Source organism: Aeromonas sp. 82P, from assembly GCF_051919365.1.
GTDB lineage: Bacteria > Pseudomonadota > Gammaproteobacteria > Enterobacterales > Aeromonadaceae > Aeromonas > Aeromonas veronii.
Genome location: NZ_JBQBEV010000001.1, coordinates 2117150 through 2135902 on the forward strand (window position 1 = coordinate 2117150; position 18753 = coordinate 2135902).

15 protein-coding genes and 1 other RNA gene are annotated in these 18753 nt (G+C 59.6%); 9 read left to right on the forward strand and 7 right to left on the reverse strand.

Annotation, left to right across the window (positions count from 1 at the left end; translation table 11 throughout):
- Window positions 1–88: 88 nt before the first annotated feature.
- Together ssrS and zapA are read right to left on the reverse strand one after the other, a co-directional pair.
- Window positions 89–270, reverse strand: a non-coding RNA gene (gene ssrS, locus ACTG2S_RS09775) — 6S RNA.
- A 16-nt stretch (window positions 271–286) separates the two neighbouring features.
- Window positions 287–619 carry a cell division protein ZapA gene (gene zapA, locus ACTG2S_RS09780; RefSeq protein WP_005333910.1) on the reverse strand — a complete coding sequence of 111 codons (333 nt, stop codon included), beginning with the start codon at window positions 617–619 and terminating at the stop codon, window positions 287–289.
- A gap of 173 nt (window positions 620–792) precedes the next feature.
- Between zapA and ACTG2S_RS09785 the strand changes: the two genes are divergently transcribed.
- From ACTG2S_RS09785 to ACTG2S_RS09795, 3 genes are all read left to right on the forward strand, one after another.
- On the forward strand, window positions 793–1362 hold the full coding sequence (locus ACTG2S_RS09785) for a UPF0149 family protein (RefSeq protein ID WP_005346580.1): 570 nt from the start codon (window positions 793–795) through the stop codon (window positions 1360–1362).
- A 192-nt stretch (window positions 1363–1554) separates the two neighbouring features.
- A complete protein-coding gene (gene ubiH, locus ACTG2S_RS09790; RefSeq protein WP_439982404.1) occupies window positions 1555–2778 on the forward strand; it encodes a 2-octaprenyl-6-methoxyphenyl hydroxylase in 1224 nt (407 codons plus the stop codon).
- Between the two features lie 136 nt (window positions 2779–2914).
- Window positions 2915–4183 (forward strand): FAD-dependent 2-octaprenylphenol hydroxylase, encoded by a 1269-nt coding sequence (locus tag ACTG2S_RS09795; RefSeq protein WP_439983246.1) that lies wholly within the window; start codon window positions 2915–2917, stop codon window positions 4181–4183.
- A 212-nt stretch (window positions 4184–4395) separates the two neighbouring features.
- On the opposite strand, the gene ACTG2S_RS09800 is transcribed toward ACTG2S_RS09795, so the two are convergent.
- Window positions 4396–4623, reverse strand: a complete 228-nt coding sequence (locus tag ACTG2S_RS09800; RefSeq protein ID WP_439982406.1) for a hypothetical protein — start codon at window positions 4621–4623, stop codon at window positions 4396–4398.
- Here ACTG2S_RS09800 and gcvT point away from each other — a divergent pair.
- From gcvT to gcvP, 3 genes are all read left to right on the forward strand, one after another.
- The gene (gcvT, locus tag ACTG2S_RS09805) at window positions 4600–5697 is read left to right on the forward strand and encodes a glycine cleavage system aminomethyltransferase GcvT (RefSeq protein WP_005346577.1); all 1098 of its coding nucleotides are present in this window, start codon (window positions 4600–4602) and stop codon (window positions 5695–5697) included. The two genes, ACTG2S_RS09800 and gcvT, sit on opposite strands and share 24 nt — an antisense overlap.
- Window positions 5698–5781: 84 nt before the next feature.
- On the forward strand, window positions 5782–6171 hold the full coding sequence (gcvH, locus tag ACTG2S_RS09810; protein ID WP_005333898.1) for a glycine cleavage system protein GcvH: 390 nt from the start codon (window positions 5782–5784) through the stop codon (window positions 6169–6171).
- A 300-nt stretch (window positions 6172–6471) separates the two neighbouring features.
- Complete coding sequence (gcvP, locus tag ACTG2S_RS09815; RefSeq protein WP_265775743.1) at window positions 6472–9348, forward strand: aminomethyl-transferring glycine dehydrogenase; 2877 nt, start codon at window positions 6472–6474, stop codon at window positions 9346–9348.
- 91 nt (window positions 9349–9439) lie between these two features.
- Here gcvP and ACTG2S_RS09820 read toward each other — a convergent pair whose 3' ends face one another.
- Together ACTG2S_RS09820 and ACTG2S_RS09825 are read right to left on the reverse strand one after the other, a co-directional pair.
- A complete protein-coding gene (locus ACTG2S_RS09820) occupies window positions 9440–10993 on the reverse strand; it encodes a methyl-accepting chemotaxis protein (protein ID WP_005361477.1) in 1554 nt (517 codons plus the stop codon).
- 326 nt (window positions 10994–11319) lie between these two features.
- A complete protein-coding gene (locus ACTG2S_RS09825; RefSeq protein ID WP_265776362.1) occupies window positions 11320–12390 on the reverse strand; it encodes a permease in 1071 nt (356 codons plus the stop codon).
- A gap of 106 nt (window positions 12391–12496) precedes the next feature.
- Between ACTG2S_RS09825 and ACTG2S_RS09830 the strand changes: the two genes are divergently transcribed.
- Entirely contained in the window at window positions 12497–12823 is a 327-nt protein-coding gene (locus tag ACTG2S_RS09830; protein WP_108614172.1) for an ArsR/SmtB family transcription factor, read from the forward strand.
- Between the two features lie 87 nt (window positions 12824–12910).
- Here ACTG2S_RS09830 and ACTG2S_RS09835 read toward each other — a convergent pair whose 3' ends face one another.
- A complete protein-coding gene (locus ACTG2S_RS09835; protein ID WP_404974335.1) occupies window positions 12911–14293 on the reverse strand; it encodes an amino acid permease in 1383 nt (460 codons plus the stop codon).
- 386 nt (window positions 14294–14679) lie between these two features.
- On the opposite strand from ACTG2S_RS09835, the gene ACTG2S_RS09840 reads away from it, so the two are divergent.
- Window positions 14680–14976 carry a hypothetical protein gene (locus ACTG2S_RS09840; RefSeq protein ID WP_235664760.1) on the forward strand — a complete coding sequence of 99 codons (297 nt, stop codon included), beginning with the start codon at window positions 14680–14682 and terminating at the stop codon, window positions 14974–14976.
- A gap of 239 nt (window positions 14977–15215) precedes the next feature.
- On the opposite strand, the gene ppsR is transcribed toward ACTG2S_RS09840, so the two are convergent.
- Window positions 15216–16028: a posphoenolpyruvate synthetase regulatory kinase/phosphorylase PpsR gene (ppsR, locus tag ACTG2S_RS09845; RefSeq protein ID WP_005344832.1), complete on the reverse strand. Its 813-nt coding sequence runs from the start codon at window positions 16026–16028 to the stop codon at window positions 15216–15218.
- 347 nt (window positions 16029–16375) lie between these two features.
- Here ppsR and ppsA point away from each other — a divergent pair, with 347 nt between their 5' ends.
- The gene (gene ppsA, locus ACTG2S_RS09850; RefSeq protein WP_265776363.1) at window positions 16376–18748 is read left to right on the forward strand and encodes a phosphoenolpyruvate synthase; all 2373 of its coding nucleotides are present in this window, start codon (window positions 16376–16378) and stop codon (window positions 18746–18748) included.
- Window positions 18749–18753 lie beyond the last annotated feature (5 nt).

Here is an 18753-nt window from a genome sequence, read left to right on the forward strand (position 1 = left end):
GGGCATTTTTTCAGCTCTGAAAGGGGTAGGGTTCGTTGATCATCAGGCAAAGAAAAAGCCCGTCATGCTGGTGACGGGCTTTTGCTGTTGGTACCCCGAGATGCCGTTGCCGGTTTGGGCCCTTGAACCGTCGGTTCAAGGCGGGGATCGGATCTGACCGCAGGCTTCTCGGTCGTGCCGAGCATGCGCAATAGCCAGAAGGCAGATCCCCTGTTTGGTATGAATATCGGCTCGGGGACTTGAACCGGCTGACAAACATCCCAGGGAATTTTAAAACGGTTTGCGATTAGGGCTGCTGCCCCTCTTCGCTGGAATCACCATATTGTCCGTGCTCGATCAGGGCCGCTTCGATGGTGCGCTGCAGCATCTTGATCCGCTTGTCCATGGTCTCAGAGTATTGGTGGTTCTTCTCTTTTTCAAGGCAGAGCTCATGACAGAAATTGAGCGCCGCCATGATAGCCAATTGCTCGTTGCTGGAGACTTTGGAGCGTTGACGCAGGTCGATCAACTTGTCGGTCAGCTGCTCGGCGGCCTGGCGCAGGGCATCCTGCTGTCCCAAGGGGCAGGATACCTTGTAGGGACGTCCCAAAATGACGATTTCTACGGCCTCTGTGCTCATGCCTTCCTCAATACGGCGGAGCTGAGTTCCGCCTTTATCCACGTGGACAACTGGGCGGGACTATATAGCGCAGATGCATAAGTTTCAAGGCCTTGCTGGCTCTGCAAGAGGGAGAATGCTAGGATCCTGACCATTAATTCTGCAAATTTGACTGAACTTTGAGCGGATCCTCGATGAGCAAAACGAACCCCCTTAAATATGCGGCAGTGGCCGACATCATGGAACAACATGAGCTGATGGCCAGCGCAGTAGAGGCCCATGGTGTGATCTGCGGTCTGGTGTGCGGCGGTGTTGCACTGGACGACAAGAGTTGGGTGCCCCATTTCAACGATCTGGTGAACGACGGTTTTGGCCTGCCGGCCCCGGTGCGCCAGGTGATGACCGATCTTTATCACAATGTGGTCGAGAGCTTGATGGCCCAGAAAGGCGTCGAGCTGCTGCTGCCAAGTGATGATGCCCCCCTTGATGAGCGCATCGATTCGCTGGTGGACTGGTCACAGGCGTTTCTGGCCGGTTTCGGCGTGGTGCAGCAGGAGCTCTCCCGCGCGTCGGAAGAGCTGCAGGAGATGATCCAGGATATCGCCAGCATCACTCAGGTCTCTGCCGAGTTCGATCAGGAAGATGACGAGAACGAAGCCTCCTTCCTGGTGCTCTACGAACACGTCAAACTGGGGGTCATGATGGCCTTCGAAGAGTTTGGCAAGCGCCCCGATACCCCGAGCGCGCCGCCGACCCTTCATTGAGGTGCGGGTCAACGCGACCCTTACTGAATCTGCAAGAGCGCCTGATGGCGCTCTTTTTTATGGCGCTCTTTTTTATGGCGCTGTTGTGGCTAACCCTGTGAGGCACAACCGGTTTTTTGCCGGTGACCTCGCATTCGGCCTGCGGCTTTGTGATAGCATGAGGCCACCTTTTTCACTTCTTCCTCTCTGCTTATGTCTCAATCTGATGTGCGACAGGTCGATGTCACCCTGGTCGGCGGTGGAATGAGCGGCGCCGTGCTGGCCCTCTCGCTGGCAGCCCTGCTTCGATCCGATGGCTCCCCCCTCGAGATCCTTCTGCTGGAGGCAAGCGTCCCCGAACAGCACACCCATTCAGGGTTCGACGCCCGCGCCATTGCGCTCTCGGCCGGTACCTGCGATGCGCTGTTGCGACGCGGACTCTGGCCGCTGTTTGCCCCCCATTGCGCCCCCATTACCCAGATTCATGTCTCGGATCGGGGCCACTTCGGTCAGGCTCGCCTGTCGGCTGCCGAATACGGCCTGCCCGCGCTGGGCCAGGTGATCGAGCTGGCATCCGCCGGCAAGGAGCTGCAACGGGCGATGGCGGCCTCTCCCAATATCCGGGTCTGTTGTCCGGCCCGGGTGAGCGAGATTGCGCCCGATGAGGAGAAGGTGACCCTCACCCTCGAGAGCGGTGAACAGATTGAGACCCGCCTGCTGGTGGCGGCAGACGGCGGCAACTCCTTTGTGCGTCAGCACTTCAAGTTGCCGGTGACCCGCCACGACTTTGAGCAGCACGCCATCATCGCCACGGTCAAAACGGCGCAAGACCCTGAGGGACGCGCCTTCGAGCGTTTTACCGAAGGGGGGCCGCTGGCCCTGCTGCCGATGCAGGAGGGGCTCTCCTCGCTGGTGTGGAGCGTCGGGCAGCATGAGGTGGATGAGCTGATGGCCCTCGATGAGGCGGCATTTCTCGCCCGTCTGCAGCAGGCCTTTGGCTGGCGGCTCGGCCGCTTCGAGCGATGCGGCGTGCGTCACGTCTATCCGCTCATTCTGACCGCCTGCGACTACCCGCTGGCCCAGCGCACCGTGCTGGTCGGTAATGCCGCCCACGCCCTGCACCCGATTGCCGGACAGGGCTTCAACCTCGGGATGCGGGATCTCGACCTGCTTACCGGCGCCGTAGCCAAGGCGTTGGCAGAGGGGGAGGATATCGGCAGCTTCAAGGTACTGAGTGGCTACTGGCAGCAGCGTCAGCGCGATCAGGAGCAGACCGTCTGGCTCACCTCTTCGCTGGCCCAGCTCTTCTCCAATGGTCACGATCCGCTGGTGGCGGGGCGTAATCTGGCGCTCACCCTGATGGGGCGATTCCCGTGCCTCAAGGCGCCGCTTGCCTCGCGCACCCTGGGCTTTGTCGCCGATGTGTGCGGCAACTAGCCAGCACTTGTTGAGTGGAACCTGTTGACCGGAAGATGGTGACCGCCATTCGTTGAGCAAAACCTATTGAATAAAGAGGTGATGCCTGCGGGCGTCCCCTCGCTGGCCAGCCGGTCAGCCCTGAAAGGATGAGATGATGCAGATGCAAAATGTGGATGTGGTGATTGTCGGTGGCGGCATGGTGGGGCTGGGGCTCGCTGCGGCCTTGAAACATAGCGCCCTCAAGGTGCTGGTGGTGGAGGGACAACTGCCCGACCCGCAGCTGGGGGAGGTGGCCGATAACCGGGTCAGCGCCCTGAGTCTGGCCAGCCAGCAGATCCTGCGCCATGTTGGCGCCTGGGACGGCATTGAAGCGCGCCGCCTGCAGGCCTATGACAAGATGGCGGTGTGGGAGCAGGACAGTTTCGGCCATATCGACTTCGATGCCGCCAGCCTGCGTCAGGCCAACCTCGGCCATATCGTCGAGAATCGGGTGATCCAGCTGGCGCTGCTTGAGGCGATTGAAGGTGCCAGCAATATCCAGTTGCTGACCCCCGCCAGAGCCAAGAGCCTGCAGAGCGGCCCGGCGGGCGCCTTGTTGCTCCTTGAAGATGGTCAGGCCATCTCGGCCAAACTGGTGGTGGCTGCCGATGGCGCCCACTCCTGGGTGCGCCGTCAGGCCGATATCCCGCTCACCAGCTGGGATTATGGCCACCACGCCCTGGTGGCAACGGTGCGCTGTGCCGAGCCCCACGAGGCGGTGGCACGCCAGATCTTCACCCCGGATGGCCCGCTCGCCTTTTTGCCGCTGTGGCAAGATAACCTCTGCTCCATCGTCTGGTCGCTGCCTGCGGCCCGCGCCGAGGCGCTCTGCGCCTGCGATGACGAGCAGTTCAATCGCCAGCTTACCGCCGCCTTCGATGCCCGGCTCGGTCTGTGCAAGGTGGAGGGGCCGCGCAGCGCCATTCCCCTCACTGCCCGCTATGCCCGCGACTTTGCTCGCGAGCGGTTGGTGCTGGTGGGAGATGCTGCCCACACCATCCACCCCCTGGCGGGGCAGGGGGTCAACCTTGGCCTGCTGGATGCTGCCGCGCTGGCGGAGCAGATCTTGCAAAATCATGCCGCGGGTGAGGATATCGGCCTGCTCGACAACCTGCGCAGCTACGAGCGCTGGCGCAAGAGCGAAGCGGCTCGCATGCTGGCTGCGATGGAGGGGCTCAAGCGGCTGTTCAGCGGGGCCAACCCGCTCAAGAAGCTGGTGCGGGGCGTGGGATTGCGCGCGGCCAATCTGCTGACGCCCTTCAAGGAGGGGGTGATCCGCGCCGCCATGGGGCTGGAGGGCGAGTTGCCCGCATTGGCCCGTCCTGACTGGGCAGTTGCGGCGACCAAGGGCAGTGCCATGCAGGCCAAGGGTGAAAAAAACTAATATTACTCGCGTTTTTTGACAACAAAAGTAATCCGACAAGGCTGATGACCCGTTTTGGGTGTCAGCCTTTAATTTTGCTCTGGAGCGAAACGTTTTTCTGCAAATTGTGACGAAACGGTAAAAATCAAAATTTAATCTCGCCTGAGTCGGCTTATGGCTGTTTTTATCACTGCATTTATCTTAGTGTCTGGAGTCAGTTTTACGGGAGGGGATTAGTTTTTTTTGAGCGGCACGCTCGCCTGCTTGTCATATAATCCGCTCCGTTCAAGGAATCCCTCTTGCCTGGCAAGGGCAGGAGCGAGCACACACTTTTGGATCCGGTCGCTTTTTGCTGCACGCTGTGCAGTCAGAGCGGTGACGCGGGTCGCAAGGGTGGTCGCCAAAGCGAAAAGGCTTTTTGCTAAGGAAAGAATGCGATGATCCAGACTACTGTACTGCATCCCAAACACCTGGAAGCCGGCGCCAAGATGGTGGACTTCCACGGTTGGGAAATGCCCATCAACTACGGCTCCCAGCTGGAAGAGCACCACGCGGTGCGCAGCGATGCCGGTATGTTCGATGTCTCCCACATGACCATCGTCGATTTGACCGGCGAACGGGTTAAAGCCTTTCTGCAACACCTGCTGGCCAACGACGTGGCCAAACTCACTGCCCCCGGCAAGGCCCTTTACAGCGGCATGCTCAATCCGGAAGGCGGCGTCATCGATGACCTCATCACCTATTACCTGACCGATACCTTCTACCGGCTGGTGGTCAACTCCGCTACCCGCGAGAAGGATCTGGCCTGGATCCGCCATCACGCCATCGATTTCGATATCACAGTGACCGAGCGTCCGGAGCTGGCGATGATTGCGGTGCAGGGCCCCAACGCCAAGGTCAAGGCAGCTGCTGTGCTGAGCGCCGCTCAGCGTACCGCCGTAGTGGGGATGAAACCCTTCTTCGGCGTGCAGGCTGGCGATCTCTTTATCGCCACTACCGGCTACACCGGCGAAGATGGTTATGAAATCGTGGTGCCCCAAGAGAAAGCCTGCGAGCTGTGGCAGGCACTGCTGGATAACGGCGTCGCCCCGTGCGGCCTCGGTGCCCGCGATACCCTGCGCCTCGAGGCGGGGATGAACCTCTACGGTCAGGATATGGACGAGTCAGTCTCTCCACTCGCCGCCAACATGGCCTGGACAATCGCCTGGGAGCCGAGCGATCGAAATTTCATCGGCCGTGACGTGCTGGAAGCGCAGAAAGCGGCGGGCAACCAGCCCAAGCTGGTGGGTCTGGTGATGGAAGAGAAAGGGGTGCTGCGTGCCGGTATGCCCGTTACCTTCACCGCGGCAAACGGTGAGAAGCGGGAAGGTGTGATCACCTCCGGCTCTTTCTCCCCCACCCTGGGCTACAGTATTGCCCTGGCGCGGGTGCCCCGCGATATCGGTGAGCTGGCCGAGGTGGAGATCCGCAAAAAGCTGGTCACCGTGAAGGTCACCAAGCCCGCTTTCGTCCGTAACGGCCAGAAGCTGGTTTAACATCGTCTTGGGGGAGGGCAGTGCCTCCCTCATCCCTTTTCATATTCGTTTTTAAACGCGACTCAAAGATCAAAGGAAGCACAAATGAGCCATATCCCGAGCGAACTGAAATATGCCACTTCCCACGAGTGGATCCGTGTTGAAGCCAACGGCGAGGCCGTGGTCGGTATCACCGAACACGCCCAGGAGCTGCTGGGTGACATGGTGTTTGTCGAGCTGCCGGAAGTGGGCAAGCAGGTCAGTGCCGGTGACGACTGCGCCGTGGCCGAGTCGGTCAAGGCGGCCTCCGATATCTACAGCCCGGTGAGTGGCGAGATCATCGCCGTCAACGAAGAGCTGGAAGGGAGCCCCGAGCTGGTCAACTCCGACCCCTACAGCGCTGGCTGGCTGTTCCGCATCAAGCTCGATGACGAGAGCGAGCTGGCCAACCTGCTGGATGCCGAAGGCTACCAGAACGTGGTGGACGAAGAGTAATGCCCCCGGGCCCTGCCAACACAGCAGGGCCCCTTTGTATGACCGCCAGCCGGGCAAGCACCGGCCGGTGGAAGGGTGAAGTCGCCCGCGCTTGCCGTTTGCCAGCCTGGGAGCCTAGGGGGCAAACAGGCCGGTTCGCAACAAGGCGATCCCCTCTTGATGCTGCCGCAGCATCCGGTGCCGCACCCCTGTCTGCGGGACCCAGAACATGAGTGGAGTCGGTATCAACCGACGATCAGGAACATCAGGTCTTGGTTATCAGGATGTCATGCCAGGACTTATTTATCAGGAAATAGGGAAATGACCCAGTCACTGTTTGAACTCGAGCAAAAAACCGATTTTGTCCGCCGCCATATTGGCCCGGGCGAGGAAGAGCTGCGCCAGCTGCTGGCGACCGTCGGGGCCGAAAGCCTGGACGATTTGATTGAACAGACCGTGCCCGCCGCCATTCGCCTGCCGGGCCCGCTGGGGATCGGTGCCGGCATGACCGAAGTGGAGGCGCTGGCCAAGCTCAGGGGCTATGCCGCTCAGAACAAGATTGCCAAGAGCTACATCGGCATGGGTTATCACGATACCCATGTGCCCCACGTCATTTTGCGCAACGTGCTGGAAAACCCGGGCTGGTATACCGCTTACACCCCGTACCAGCCCGAGCTGGCGCAGGGCCGTCTCGAAGCCCTGCTCAACTTCCAGCAGCTGACGCTGGATCTCACAGGCATGGATCTGGCAAGCGCCTCCCTGCTGGATGAAGCGACCGCCGCCGCCGAGGCGATGGCGCTGGCCAAACGGATGGCCAAGTCCAAATCCAACCTCTTCTTTGTGGCCGATGACGTGCACCCGCAGGTGATCGACGTGGTCAAGGAGCGTGCGGTTCACTTCGGTTTCGACGTGGCGGTTGGCGCTGCGAGCGATGCCGTGAGCGAAGAGGTGTTCGGTGCCCTGTTCCAGTACCCCACCACCACAGGTGAGGTGAAAGATCTGCGTGCCCTGATTGCCGCGGTACAGGCCCAGAAAGGGCTGGCCTGCGTCAGCGCCGACTTGCTCTCCCTGCTGCTGCTCAAATCCCCGGGCGAGCTGGGCGCCGATGTGGTGTTGGGCTCCGCCCAGCGCTTTGGTGTGCCCATGGGTTACGGTGGCCCCCACGCCGCCTTCTTCGCTACCCGCGATGCCTACAAGCGATCCATGCCGGGCCGCATCATCGGTGTCTCCAAGGATGCCCGTGGCAAGGCCGCGCTGCGTATGGCGATGCAGACCCGCGAGCAGCACATCCGCCGCGAGAAGGCCAACTCCAACATCTGTACCGCTCAGGTGCTGCTGGCCAACATGGCGAGCTTCTACGCCGTTTACCACGGTCCGGTGGGACTGAAAACCATCGCCTCCCGCGTGCACCGTCTCACTACCATTCTGGCGCTTGGCCTCAAGGCCAAGGGTGTGGCCCTCAAGCATGCCAGCTGGTTCGATACCCTGACCGTGCTGACGGCAGATAAAGTAGCACTTATTGCCAAGGCTGAAGCCAATGGCATCAACCTGCGTGCAGACCTCGACGGTGCGGTAGGGATCTCCCTCTCTGAAACCACCACTCGCGGCGATGTGGCCGAGTTGTTCGAACTGTTCCTAGGGGCAGGCCACGGCTTGGACATCGAGGCCCTCGACAAGGCGGCGCAGGCCCATCACGCCATCCCGCAGGATCTGCTGCGCACCGACGCAGTGCTGACCCACGAGGTGTTCAACAAGTACCACTCCGAAACCGAGATGCTGCGTTATATCCACCGTCTCGAAGCGAAAGATCTGGCGCTCAACTACGCCATGATTTCACTCGGCTCCTGCACCATGAAGCTCAACGCCACCGCCGAGATGATCCCGGTGACCTGGCCCGAGTTTGGCAAGTTGCACCCGTTTGCCCCGCTGGCGCAGGCCAAGGGCTATCAGCTGCTGCTGGCCGACCTCGAAAACTGGCTGGTGAAGGTGACCGGTTACGATGCGGTCTGCATGCAACCGAACTCCGGTGCGCAGGGCGAATACGCAGGTCTCTTGGCCATCAAGAAATATCACGAGTCTCGTGGTGAAGGGCATCGCGACATCTGTCTCATTCCGGCTTCTGCCCACGGGACCAACCCGGCCTCTGCCCAGATGGCGGGGCTCAAGGTGATCGTCACCGCCTGTGACAAATCCGGCAACGTGGATCTCGACGACCTGCGGGCCAAGGCGGCCGAGGCGGGGGATCAACTCTCCTGCCTGATGGTGACCTACCCCTCCACCCACGGGGTGTATGAGGAGACCATCAAGGAGGTGTGCGACATCGTTCACCAGCACGGTGGTCAGGTCTATCTGGACGGCGCCAATATGAACGCGCAAGTAGGATTGACGGCACCGGGCTTTATCGGGGCGGACGTCTCTCACCTCAACCTGCACAAGACCTTCGCCATTCCTCATGGCGGTGGCGGCCCGGGCATGGGGCCTATCGGCGTGAAGAAACATCTGGCACCGTTCGTGGCTGGTCACGCCGTGGTCAAGACCGATAAGGAGAGCCGTGACAACGGTGCCGTGTCGGCGGCACCGTTCGGCTCGGCCAGCATCCTGCCCATCAGCTGGATGTATATCGCCATGCTGGGTGACGAGGGGCTGAAGAAATCCACTCAGGTGGCTATCCTCAACGCCAACTATCTGGCCAAGAAGCTGGGTGAATCCTTCCCGGTGCTCTATTCCGGCCGCAACGGTCGGGTGGCCCACGAGTGCATCCTGGATATCCGTCCGCTTAAAGAAGCCTCAGGCATCAGCGAGATGGACGTGGCCAAGCGGTTGATGGATTACGGCTTCCACGCTCCGACCATGAGCTTCCCGGTGGCGGGCACCCTGATGGTCGAGCCGACCGAGTCGGAATCCAAGCGCGAGCTGGATCGCTTCGTCGAGGCTATGACGTCCATCCGCGCCGAGATTGCCAAGGTGCAGGAGGGGCAGTGGAGCCTGACCGACAACCCGCTGGTCCATGCGCCGCACACGCAGGATGACGTGATGGATGCAGAGTGGTCCCGTGGCTACAGCCGCGCCGAGGCGGTCTTCCCGTCCGACGCCGTGCGTGCCGCCAAACTGTGGCCCTCTGTGAACCGCATCGACGACGTCTACGGCGATCGCAATCTGTTCTGCTCCTGTATTCCGACTGAGGATTACGCCAAGTAAGTGGCGTTTAGGAGCTACAGTTAAGCCTTATAAACAACAGGGCCACCCAGACGGGTGGCCCTTCGTTTACATGAACTTTATCTGCATGCTGCTATCCGAATGTCCGGCTTAAGTCCTTGAGCTGGCTCGCTTTGCTCTGCAAGTTGGCACTGGTTTCACTCACCTGATCGATTTTGAGGCTGTTATCGTGAGAGAGCGAGGATATCTGGTTGATATTGCGACTGATCTCCTCGATGACCGCTTGTTGCTCGGTGGCTGCGGCGGTGATCTGGTTGGAAAAATCAGAGACCTTGTCTATCTCGACCACAACCTGATTCAGGTTGCCGGTGCTTGCCCGGGTGGTGGCGAGGCAGGCGTTGGTTCTGGTCACATTGAGATGCATCATCTCTTTCCATCCCCCCAGGGTTTGCTGGATATGGCCAATGCTGTTCTGGATCTGCTCTGTTGCCTTGTGGGTTCTGGTCGACAGGCTGCGAACCTCGTCCGCCACCACTGCAAAGCCACGCCCCTGATCGCCTGCCCGTGCGGCTTCGATGGAGGCATTGAGCGCCAGCAGGTTGGTTTGATCTGCAATGCCGCGAATTTCGCTCATGATGGTGCCGATCCGCTCGGATTCGCTCGCCAGTTCGACAGCAGACTGGAAGGCTTGCTCCGCCTGGGTGGCCAGCGCAGACATCTCTTCTCCCGCTTCCGAAAGCTGGGTGCTGGTGGTGATGCAGTGGCTACGGGCCTCTTCAATCTGGCTGTTGCTGTCTTGAATATTGCGGTTGATCTCCTCGGCGGCCGAAGCCATCTGGGTGACGGCGGTGGCAATCTGCTGGATCTGCGTGTCTTGCGAAGAGATATCCTGGCTGGCCAGCGAGGCGGAGCCGCGCAGGTCATTGGCCATGGCATTGAGCGAAGCTGTGGTGTCATCCACCCGACCGAGTACGGTACGGATCTTCGCTTGCCCGAGCTTGATATGGAAATCGGCAATGCTGTGGGGGGCATCCCCCGAGAAGATAAGGCGGCTGATGCTGTCGTAATCCTGTTCGAGCTGCTGCAAGAATCGCGGTGTGAGGAAGAGAGGGTGTCGATTGAACCAGATGGCTGCCAAGAGAGGAATAATGACCCAGAGCGCCTGCAGCGGTGAGAGCAGCCAGAGCGCGCTGATCACGCTGACGAGCAGCAGAGGGATGGTCATCATGGCCGGTGTGAGTTGACGCAGGCCCATGTGAATGGCAGAGCCGGTTTCACGGGCTTTAAGGGTTTTGTACATCTTGCTGGCACGCGCTTTGTGCTCTGCGGCGGGACGGCAGCGGACGGATTGGTAACCCACCATCTTGCCATCTTCATAAATCGGGGTGACATAGGCATCAACCCAATAATAGCGACCATCTTTGCAGCGGTTTTTTACCATGCCTCGCCATGGTTTGCCTGCCTGCAGGTGGGCCCAGAGATCGGCAAACGCTGCCTTGGGCATGTCGGGGTGGCGCACCAGATTGTGATGCTGCCCCAACATCTCTTCCAGGCGATAGCCTGCCACCTGACAAAACGCCGGATTGGCGTAGGTGATGTCCCCTTTGAGGTCGGTCGTCGATACCAACTGGATATCGTCGGCAAATTCAACCTCGGTATCTGTGGTGTGAAGCGAGCTGGTTACCATGATCAGGCTCCGGTTTCGGCGTAACGGAATACTTCGTTTGAGTATGGCAGAGGATGTTCATTTATTGTGTTGTTGCATATTAACTCTTGTGCTACTGCGTGGGGACGGGATGGGTCTCACATTTTTACACCATGGTTTGGCGAGGGGAGGCTGGCCACGTCACATGGCCCGGAGAGCAGCAAACCCCTCATCCTTTGGCTGTCTCAAACTGATTGCCGTACGGAATAGACAAAACGCCGATCAGTTGATCGGCGTTTTGTCTATGAGGTGCCGGATGGTTTCACACTCGGCTGCTTTGGCATTTTGCCTGTTTAAAGATGGGCGACTTAAAACAGCAGTTGCGTCAGGTAGCCCATCAGGATCGCCATGCCGAGGATCACGGTAAGGAAGGCCGCAATCATCGGGGTTCTGAACATGGATTTGAGCAGGATCACCTCGGTCAGGCTGGCACCGGCACTGCCGATGATCAGCGCCATGACGGCGCCCATTCCCATCCCTTTACCCAGTAGTACCGACGCCAGCGGGATCACGGCTTCGGCGCGGATGTAGAGCGGGATCCCGACGATGGCGCTGAAGGGGATGGCCAGCGGGTTGTCGGCGCCAGCATGGGCGGCGATCCACTCGGCCGGAATAAAACCGTAAATAAACGAGCCGATGAGCACCCCCAGCAGCAGGAAGGGCAATAGCGCTTTGAACTGCTGCCAGGCATCGATGCGAGCTTTGACCCAGGCGGTGGGGAGCTGTGGCGCACTGGCTAGGGTTGCAGTGCCATCGCTGCAGCAGGAGAGGGCGGCCTGCTCTGCCATCTCTGGTTGCGGAGCCGGGCAGCACGCTGCCCCGTTGAGGGGTTTGATTGCGCGAATGGCACTGCGTTGGTTGTCACTGCAATGTGCTTGAGTGGTGGCGCGGGTTGCCGGGCCACAGCCGCTACCGCAAGAGGGGGTGGCCTCTTTGGGGTCGATGACATGGCGCTCGAACCCCAATCTGTCGAGCAGCATGCTCGCCATGACGGAGACGCTGGCGGCGATCACGGCGTAGAGCAGGGTCACTTTCCAGCCAAAGGTGGCCCACATCAAGCCGACGATGATGGGGTTCAGCAGTGGCGAAATAAACAGGAAGGTGAGGGTGGGGCCAAAGCCAGCCTTGGCCGAGAGCAGCCCTCTCAGCATGGGGATGGTGGAGCAGCTGCAAAAGGGGGTGACGGCACCGAGCAGGGCCGAGAGCAGATAGCCTCTGCCATGGCGGGCCCCCAGCATCCGCTGGATCTTCTCGTCGGGGATCTTCTGACGGATCAGGCTGACCCCGGCGCTAATGACCAGAAACAGAACCGACAGCTCGACAGCCAGAAACAGGAACATCTGGGCTGCATCGGTCAGCATGGTTAACCACTCATTCATTGTCGTACCCTCACTTGGCTTCTATATTTCCAGAATAATCGAAATAAATGGCCGGTCAAGATATTTCTGGTATTATCGAAATATCAAATTTGTGGAGGGCGCAGAGATGCAACTGGAAGAGGTCGCCAAGGCATTGAAAGAGCTGGGTCATCCGACCCGGCTGTTTATCTTCAAGCATCTGGTCAAGGCGGGAGAGCAGGGGTTGCCGGTGGGTGAGCTGCAAAAGCAGCTGGCGATCCCCGCTTCCACCCTCAGCCACCATATTGCGGCGCTGGTCTCGGTGGGGCTGGTGAAGCAAAACCGGGAGAGTCGCACCCTGCTTTGCGTCTCTCAATACGTGGTGTTGGAGGAGATCATCGCCTTTTTCCGCGATGAGTGTTGCGTCAACAGCCCGGAGCATCGGCAAGATCAAAGGCAAGAGCTGCCTTCCTGAGAGCTATGGCTGCTAGTAGTGCGGTCAGTTGCGCTGAGCGCAATAAAAAAACGCCGATCATGTGATCGGCGTTTTGCATTGATGTCGCTAGATTCGGGCATTAACCCAGATTGGCTGCGACCTTGCTTTGCGCTTGATGACAAAGCCAATGCCCAACACCACCAGCCAGGCGGGGATCAGTTCGACCGAGATGCGGAAATCGGGGGTCATGTACATGATCACCAGGATGCCAGCCATGAACGCGAGGCAGAGGTAGTTGCCGAAGGGGTACCAGAACGCCTTGAACTTGGGCTGGACACCCTCTGCGACCTTGGCCTTGCGGAACTTGAGGTGCGCGAGGCTGATCATCGCCCAGTTGATCACCAGTGCGGAGACCACCAGCGCCATCAGTAGACCGAAGGCTTTGCCCGGCATCAGGTAGTTGATCAGCACGCAGAGCAGGGTGGCGATGGCCGAGACCGAGAGGGCAACCAGCGGCACGCCGCTCTTGTTGGTCTTGAGCAGGGCTTTCGGGCCGTTGCCCTGTTTGGCCAGACCGAACAGCATCCGGCTGTTGCAGTAGACGCAGCTGTTGTAGACCGACAGTGCCGCCGTCAGTACCACGATGTTGAGTACGGTGGCGACCAAATTGCTGTCCAGAGCGTGGAAAATCATCACGAACGGGCTGCCGCCTTCCACCACTTTACCCCAGGGATAGAGGGACATCAGGATAGCCAGGGCGCCGATGTAGAAGATGAGGATGCGGTAGATCACCTGATTGGTGGCCTTGGGAATGCTCTTCTCGGGGTTGTCCGCTTCGGCGGCGGTAATGCCCACCAGCTCCAGACCGCCGAAGGAGAACATGATCACCGCCATCGCCATCACCAGACCGCTGATGCCGTTGGGGAAGAAGCCCCCTTGTGCCCACAGGTTGGTTACGCTCGCCTCGGGTCCGCCGGCACCGGAGAGGAGCAGATAGCCGCCAAAGCCAATCATGCCGATGATGGCGACCACCTTGATGATGGCGAACCAGAACTCCATTTCGCCAAACGCTTTGACGTTGGAGAGGTTGATGGCGTTGATCAGCACGAAGAAGAAGGCTGCCGACATCCAGGTCGGGATCTCGGGCCACCAGTACTGGACATAGATGCCCACTGCGGTCAGCTCGGCCATGCTCACCAGCACGTAGAGCACCCAGTAGTTCCAGCCGGACGCAAAACCGGCAAACTCGCCCCAGTATTTGTAGGCAAAGTGGCTGAAGGAGCCAGCTACCGGCTCTTCCACCACCATTTCACCGAGCTGGCGCATGATCAGGAAGGCGATAAAGCCGCCGATGGCATAACCCAGCAGGACCGAGGGGCCTGCCATCTTGATGGTTTGGGCAATGCCCAGAAAGAGGCCGGTGCCGATGGCGCCGCCCAAAGCAATCAACTGAATGTGGCGGTTTTTAAGGCCGCGCTTCAGCTCCTCACCGTCTTGTTTCAAATCCATGGGTCTGTCCTTACGTCTCTGTTGTCTCTGGTCGGTGTTGGGCTCATCCTGAGCAGGCCGCAGTGCGTAGCCAAAACCTGACGAAAGCTGTATTTATTTCGTTACGACATGCCATTTTCAATTTTTACTGTTGGCTGGCAACCGAAGCAGAATAGTGATAATCCGCCATGAATGCACCTGTTTTCCATCTCTAATGGCCGTCTTTTGTACCAAAGGCAGCTTTTTCATGATCTGCAGAGGCTTCTTGGTAGTTTTTGGTTGATGTTTGTGCAATCGAATTCTGTTTTATTGACATTTTGTCTTGTTGGTGTGCTTTTGTGGTGCCAAGCCACAAATGGATGCAAATGATGCCAAACAAGCAAGAGTACAGGGAAGAGTGCAGGGAGTTGGAGTACAGAGAGCGCGAAAGCGTGCTGCAACAAGGGGTTGCCCGGGGTGTGCTGGTGGCGCTCTGGTTAGGGATTGCTGCCAGTCCGCTGTTGTTGCTGGTGGCCGCGATTATGTTGCTGGGTTGGCTGTTACTCGGTGACCAGGAGTTGCTGCACTACTGGCAGTCGCTGTTGCTGGTTGGTGGGGTAACAGGGGCGCTCGTTGGCGGCTGGCTGGCGGAGCGGGTTCGCCTGCGCCACGGTTTACTGGCCTTCTATGCCCGGTTGATGAACAACCCTGAGCTCAATCGTTAGTTAACGCTGGCTGTTTGCCGAGCGCAGCAGAACGGAATCGAATAGCGGCTAACTGGCAGCAGGTGACAAGGCACAACGCCAAGGTCGACAAGAAGAGGGATAAGCATTTGTGGTGCTTATCCCTTTTTTATCCACGCTTTTCACTGTCATCTATGTGAATTGCAGTTCGCCACAGCTGACTTTCGCCGCGACACTGTAATTTTTATATTTTTGTTGATGCCGATAGCTGTCAAGCTGGCTTAACAGAGCTGGCGGCGCAGACCGGTCGCCTCGAGGACCTTGGCGCTGATCTCCTCCACCGAGTGGGAGCTGGTATCCAGGAAGCGGATCGCCTCCTGGCGAAACAGTCGTTCCACGCAGGCCAGCTCCTGCTCGCACTGTTCGATGGAGGAGTAGCGGCTGTTGGCACGGCGCTGGTTACGGATCTCGTGCAGCCGCTGCGGCGCTATGGTGAGGCCAAACAGCTTGTGACGGTTGGCCTTGAGGGGGGCGGGCAGCTCCAGCATCCCCATGTCCTGCTCGATAAAGGGGTAGTTGGCGGCGCGAATGCCAAACTGCAGCGCCAGATAGAGGCTGGTGGGGGTCTTGCCGCAGCGGGAGACCCCGATCAGGATGATGTCCGCCTCATCGTACTCTTTGGTGGTGATGCCATCGTCGTTGGCCAGCGCAAAGTTGACCGCCTCGATGCGATCGTCATAGAGCTTGCGGTTCTCCATACCGTGGGTGCGGTGGAGGCGGGGCTCGGCTTTGACCCCCAGCTCCTGCTCCAGCGGGCTGACGAAGGTATTGAGAAAGTCGTGGCCGCACGCCTCCGATTTCAGTACCTCTTCCCGTACCAGCGGGTCGACGATGGTGTGAAACAGAATGGGGCGTACCCCGGTCTGGCGAAACTGCTCGTCGATCCGCATCCGTACCTGACGGGCTTTCTCCAGTGTCTCCACAAAGGGGATAGTGATCTGCTCGAAGGCCAGCGGAAACTGGCTCAGTACCGCGTGGCCGAACACTTCGGCGGTGATGGCGGTGCCGTCTGAAACATAAAATACGGTGTGCACGTAGGGCTCCTGTGATAGCGCGGGTGGGGTAGCATGGGGTAAGGGGTGAGAAGTATCTCCCGAAACCATACCAGTTTTGTCAACCGGTCTGCTGTGCCCAAGTTGTGAAGTGGCTTGCAAACCTGAATCGTTATCTTTTTGTGTCGCCATTGTAGAATGTTCCGGTCATTCGACCATCCCCAACGCTTGCTCGGGGATTTTTTTGAAAACCAGTAGGAAACGTTTTCATGATCGTTGGCAACAAAAGAAACAGACAATAACGCACCTGACTTACCCATAACCTCATCGATTAAATCGGGCGCACGAGGTGCTATGGCATCGGTGCCCACCAACCTGGAGACATCCAAGTGCAACAGTACGTGCTCTGGTACGAACAACTCGGAATGCAGGACGTAGAACGAGTTGGCGGCAAGAACGCATCCCTTGGCGAGATGATCAGCAACCTCTCTGGCGCCGGCGTATCCGTGCCGGGGGGCTTTGCCACCACCGCCTTTGCGTTTAACGAGTTTCTGGAGTCAAGCGGCCTCAACGGCAAGATCCACCATCTGCTCGACAATCTCGACGTGGACGATATCGCCGCCCTCAACCGGGCCGGTCAGCAGATCCGCGACTGGGTGATCGACGCCCCGTTCCAGCCCGAGCTGGAGCAGGCTATCCGGGTTGCCTATGAGAAGTTGAGTGCCGGTGTCGAGGCCTCGTTTGCGGTGCGCTCCTCCGCCACCGCCGAGGATATGCCGGACGCCTCCTTTGCCGGTCAGCAGGAGACCTTTCTCAACGTACGTGGCATCGATGCCGTCATGAAGGCGGTCAAGCATGTGTTTGCCTCCCTGTTCAACGATCGCGCCATCTCCTATCGGGTGCATCAGGGCTACGACCACAAGGGTGTTGCCCTCTCGGCCGGGGTGCAGCGGATGGTGCGCTCGGATCTCGCCGCCTCCGGCGTGATGTTTACTCTGGATACCGAGTCCGGCTTCAACGACGTGGTCTTTATCACCGGCGCCCATGGTCTTGGCGAGATGGTAGTGCAGGGCGCGGTCAACCCGGATGAGTTCTATGTGCACAAGCCGACTCTCAAGGGGGGCCGCCCGGCGGTGGTACGCAAGACCCTCGGCTCCAAGCTTATCAAGATGACCTACTCGGACGATGCCGGTCACGGCCGTCAGGTGAAGATTGTCGACACCAATGAGGCCGAGCGTAGCCGCTTCTGCATCACCGATGAGGAGGTGATGGCGCTGGCGAAACAGGCCCTCATCATTGAGCAGCACTATGGCCGCCCGATGGATATCGAGTGGGCCAAGGATGGTCAGGATGGCCAGCTCTATATCGTGCAGGCCCGCCCGGAAACCGTGCGCAGCCGCCAGGAGGCCAACACCCTCGAACGTTTTGCCCTCAAGCAAGCGGGCAAGGTGCTGATCGAGGGGCGGGCTATCGGTCACAAGATTGGCGCGGGTCCGGCGCGGGTCATCTCTTCCATCAGCCAGATGGACGAAGTGCAGCCCGGCGATGTGCTGGTCACCGACATGACCGACCCGGACTGGGAGCCCATCATGAAGCGGGCCTCCGCCATCGTCACCAACCGGGGGGGGCGCACCTGTCACGCCGCCATTATCGCCCGTGAGCTGGGCATTCCGGCTGTGGTCGGCTGTGGCAACGCTACCGATCATATTCAGCCGGGCCAGCGGATCACCGTCTCCTGCGCGGAAGGGGATACCGGTTTTATCTATGACGGCGAGCTGGACTTCGATGTGGCGGTGACCGAGGTGGGCAATATGCCGCGCCTGCCCATCAAGATCATGATGAACGTCGGCAACCCGGACCGCGCTTTCGACTTTGCCCAGTTGCCCAATGCCGGGGTAGGGCTGGCGCGTCTTGAGTTCATCATCAACCGGATGATCGGCGTGCACCCCAAGGCCTTGCTGGAGTTTGACCAGCAAACGCAAGAGCTCAAGGCCACCATCGGCAAGATGATTGCCGGTTACGACAGCCCGCGGGAGTTCTATGTGGCCAAGCTGACCGAGGGGATCGCCACTCTGGGGGCCGCCTTCTGGCCGGAGCGGGTGATCGTGCGGATGTCGGACTTCAAGTCCAACGAGTACGCCAATCTGGTGGGAGGTCGTGGCTACGAGCCCCACGAGGAGAACCCGATGATCGGTTTTCGTGGTGCGTCCCGCTACATTGCCGACAGCTTCCGCCCCTGTTTTGCCCTCGAGTGCGAGGCGATCAAGCGGGTGCGCGATGTGATGGGGTTGACCAACGTCGAGGTGATGATCCCCTTCGTGCGCACCGTGGGCGAGGCGGAGCAGGTGATCGACATCCTGGCCGAGAACGGTCTGCGCCGCGGCGAGCGTGGGCTCAAGGTGATCATGATGTGCGAGATCCCGAGCAACGCCCTCTTGGCAGACAAGTTCCTCGAGCACGTGGACGGCTTCTCCATCGGCTCCAATGACATGACCCAGCTCACCCTTGGGCTGGATCGGGACTCGGGGCTGATTGCCCACCTGTTCGACGAGCGCAACGAGGCGGTCAAGGCGCTGCTGGCGATGGCGATCCAGGCTGCGCGCAAGGCGGGCAAGTACGTGGGGATCTGCGGTCAGGGGCCATCCGATCATCCGGACTTTGCCGCCTGGCTGGTGGATCAGGGGATCGATTCGGTGTCGCTCAACCCCGATACCGTGGTCGATACCTGGATCTATCTGGCGGAGCAGCATGGTGCCAAGTAAGCCAC

Excerpts from the sequence above, each read along its gene's own strand:
- ACTG2S_RS09830 (WP_108614172.1), top strand. The coding sequence starts at position 12,497 with ATGCAACTGGAAGAGGTCGCCAAGGCATTGAAAGAGCTGGGTCATCCG.
- ubiH (WP_439982404.1), top strand. The coding sequence starts at position 1,555 with ATGTCTCAATCTGATGTGCGACAGGTCGATGTCACCCTGGTCGGCGGT.
- ACTG2S_RS09835 (WP_404974335.1), bottom strand. The coding sequence starts at position 14,293 with ATGGATTTGAAACAAGACGGTGAGGAGCTGAAGCGCGGCCTTAAAAAC.
- ACTG2S_RS09795 (WP_439983246.1), top strand. The coding sequence starts at position 2,915 with ATGCAGATGCAAAATGTGGATGTGGTGATTGTCGGTGGCGGCATGGTG.
- zapA (WP_005333910.1), bottom strand. The coding sequence starts at position 619 with ATGAGCACAGAGGCCGTAGAAATCGTCATTTTGGGACGTCCCTACAAG.
- gcvT (WP_005346577.1), top strand. The coding sequence starts at position 4,600 with ATGATCCAGACTACTGTACTGCATCCCAAACACCTGGAAGCCGGCGCC.
- gcvP (WP_265775743.1), top strand. The coding sequence starts at position 6,472 with ATGACCCAGTCACTGTTTGAACTCGAGCAAAAAACCGATTTTGTCCGC.
- ACTG2S_RS09785 (WP_005346580.1), top strand. The coding sequence starts at position 793 with ATGAGCAAAACGAACCCCCTTAAATATGCGGCAGTGGCCGACATCATG.
- ACTG2S_RS09820 (WP_005361477.1), bottom strand. The coding sequence starts at position 10,993 with ATGGTAACCAGCTCGCTTCACACCACAGATACCGAGGTTGAATTTGCC.
- gcvH (WP_005333898.1), top strand. The coding sequence starts at position 5,782 with ATGAGCCATATCCCGAGCGAACTGAAATATGCCACTTCCCACGAGTGG.
- ACTG2S_RS09825 (WP_265776362.1), bottom strand. The coding sequence starts at position 12,390 with ATGAATGAGTGGTTAACCATGCTGACCGATGCAGCCCAGATGTTCCTG.
- ACTG2S_RS09800 (WP_439982406.1), bottom strand. The coding sequence starts at position 4,623 with ATGCAGTACAGTAGTCTGGATCATCGCATTCTTTCCTTAGCAAAAAGC.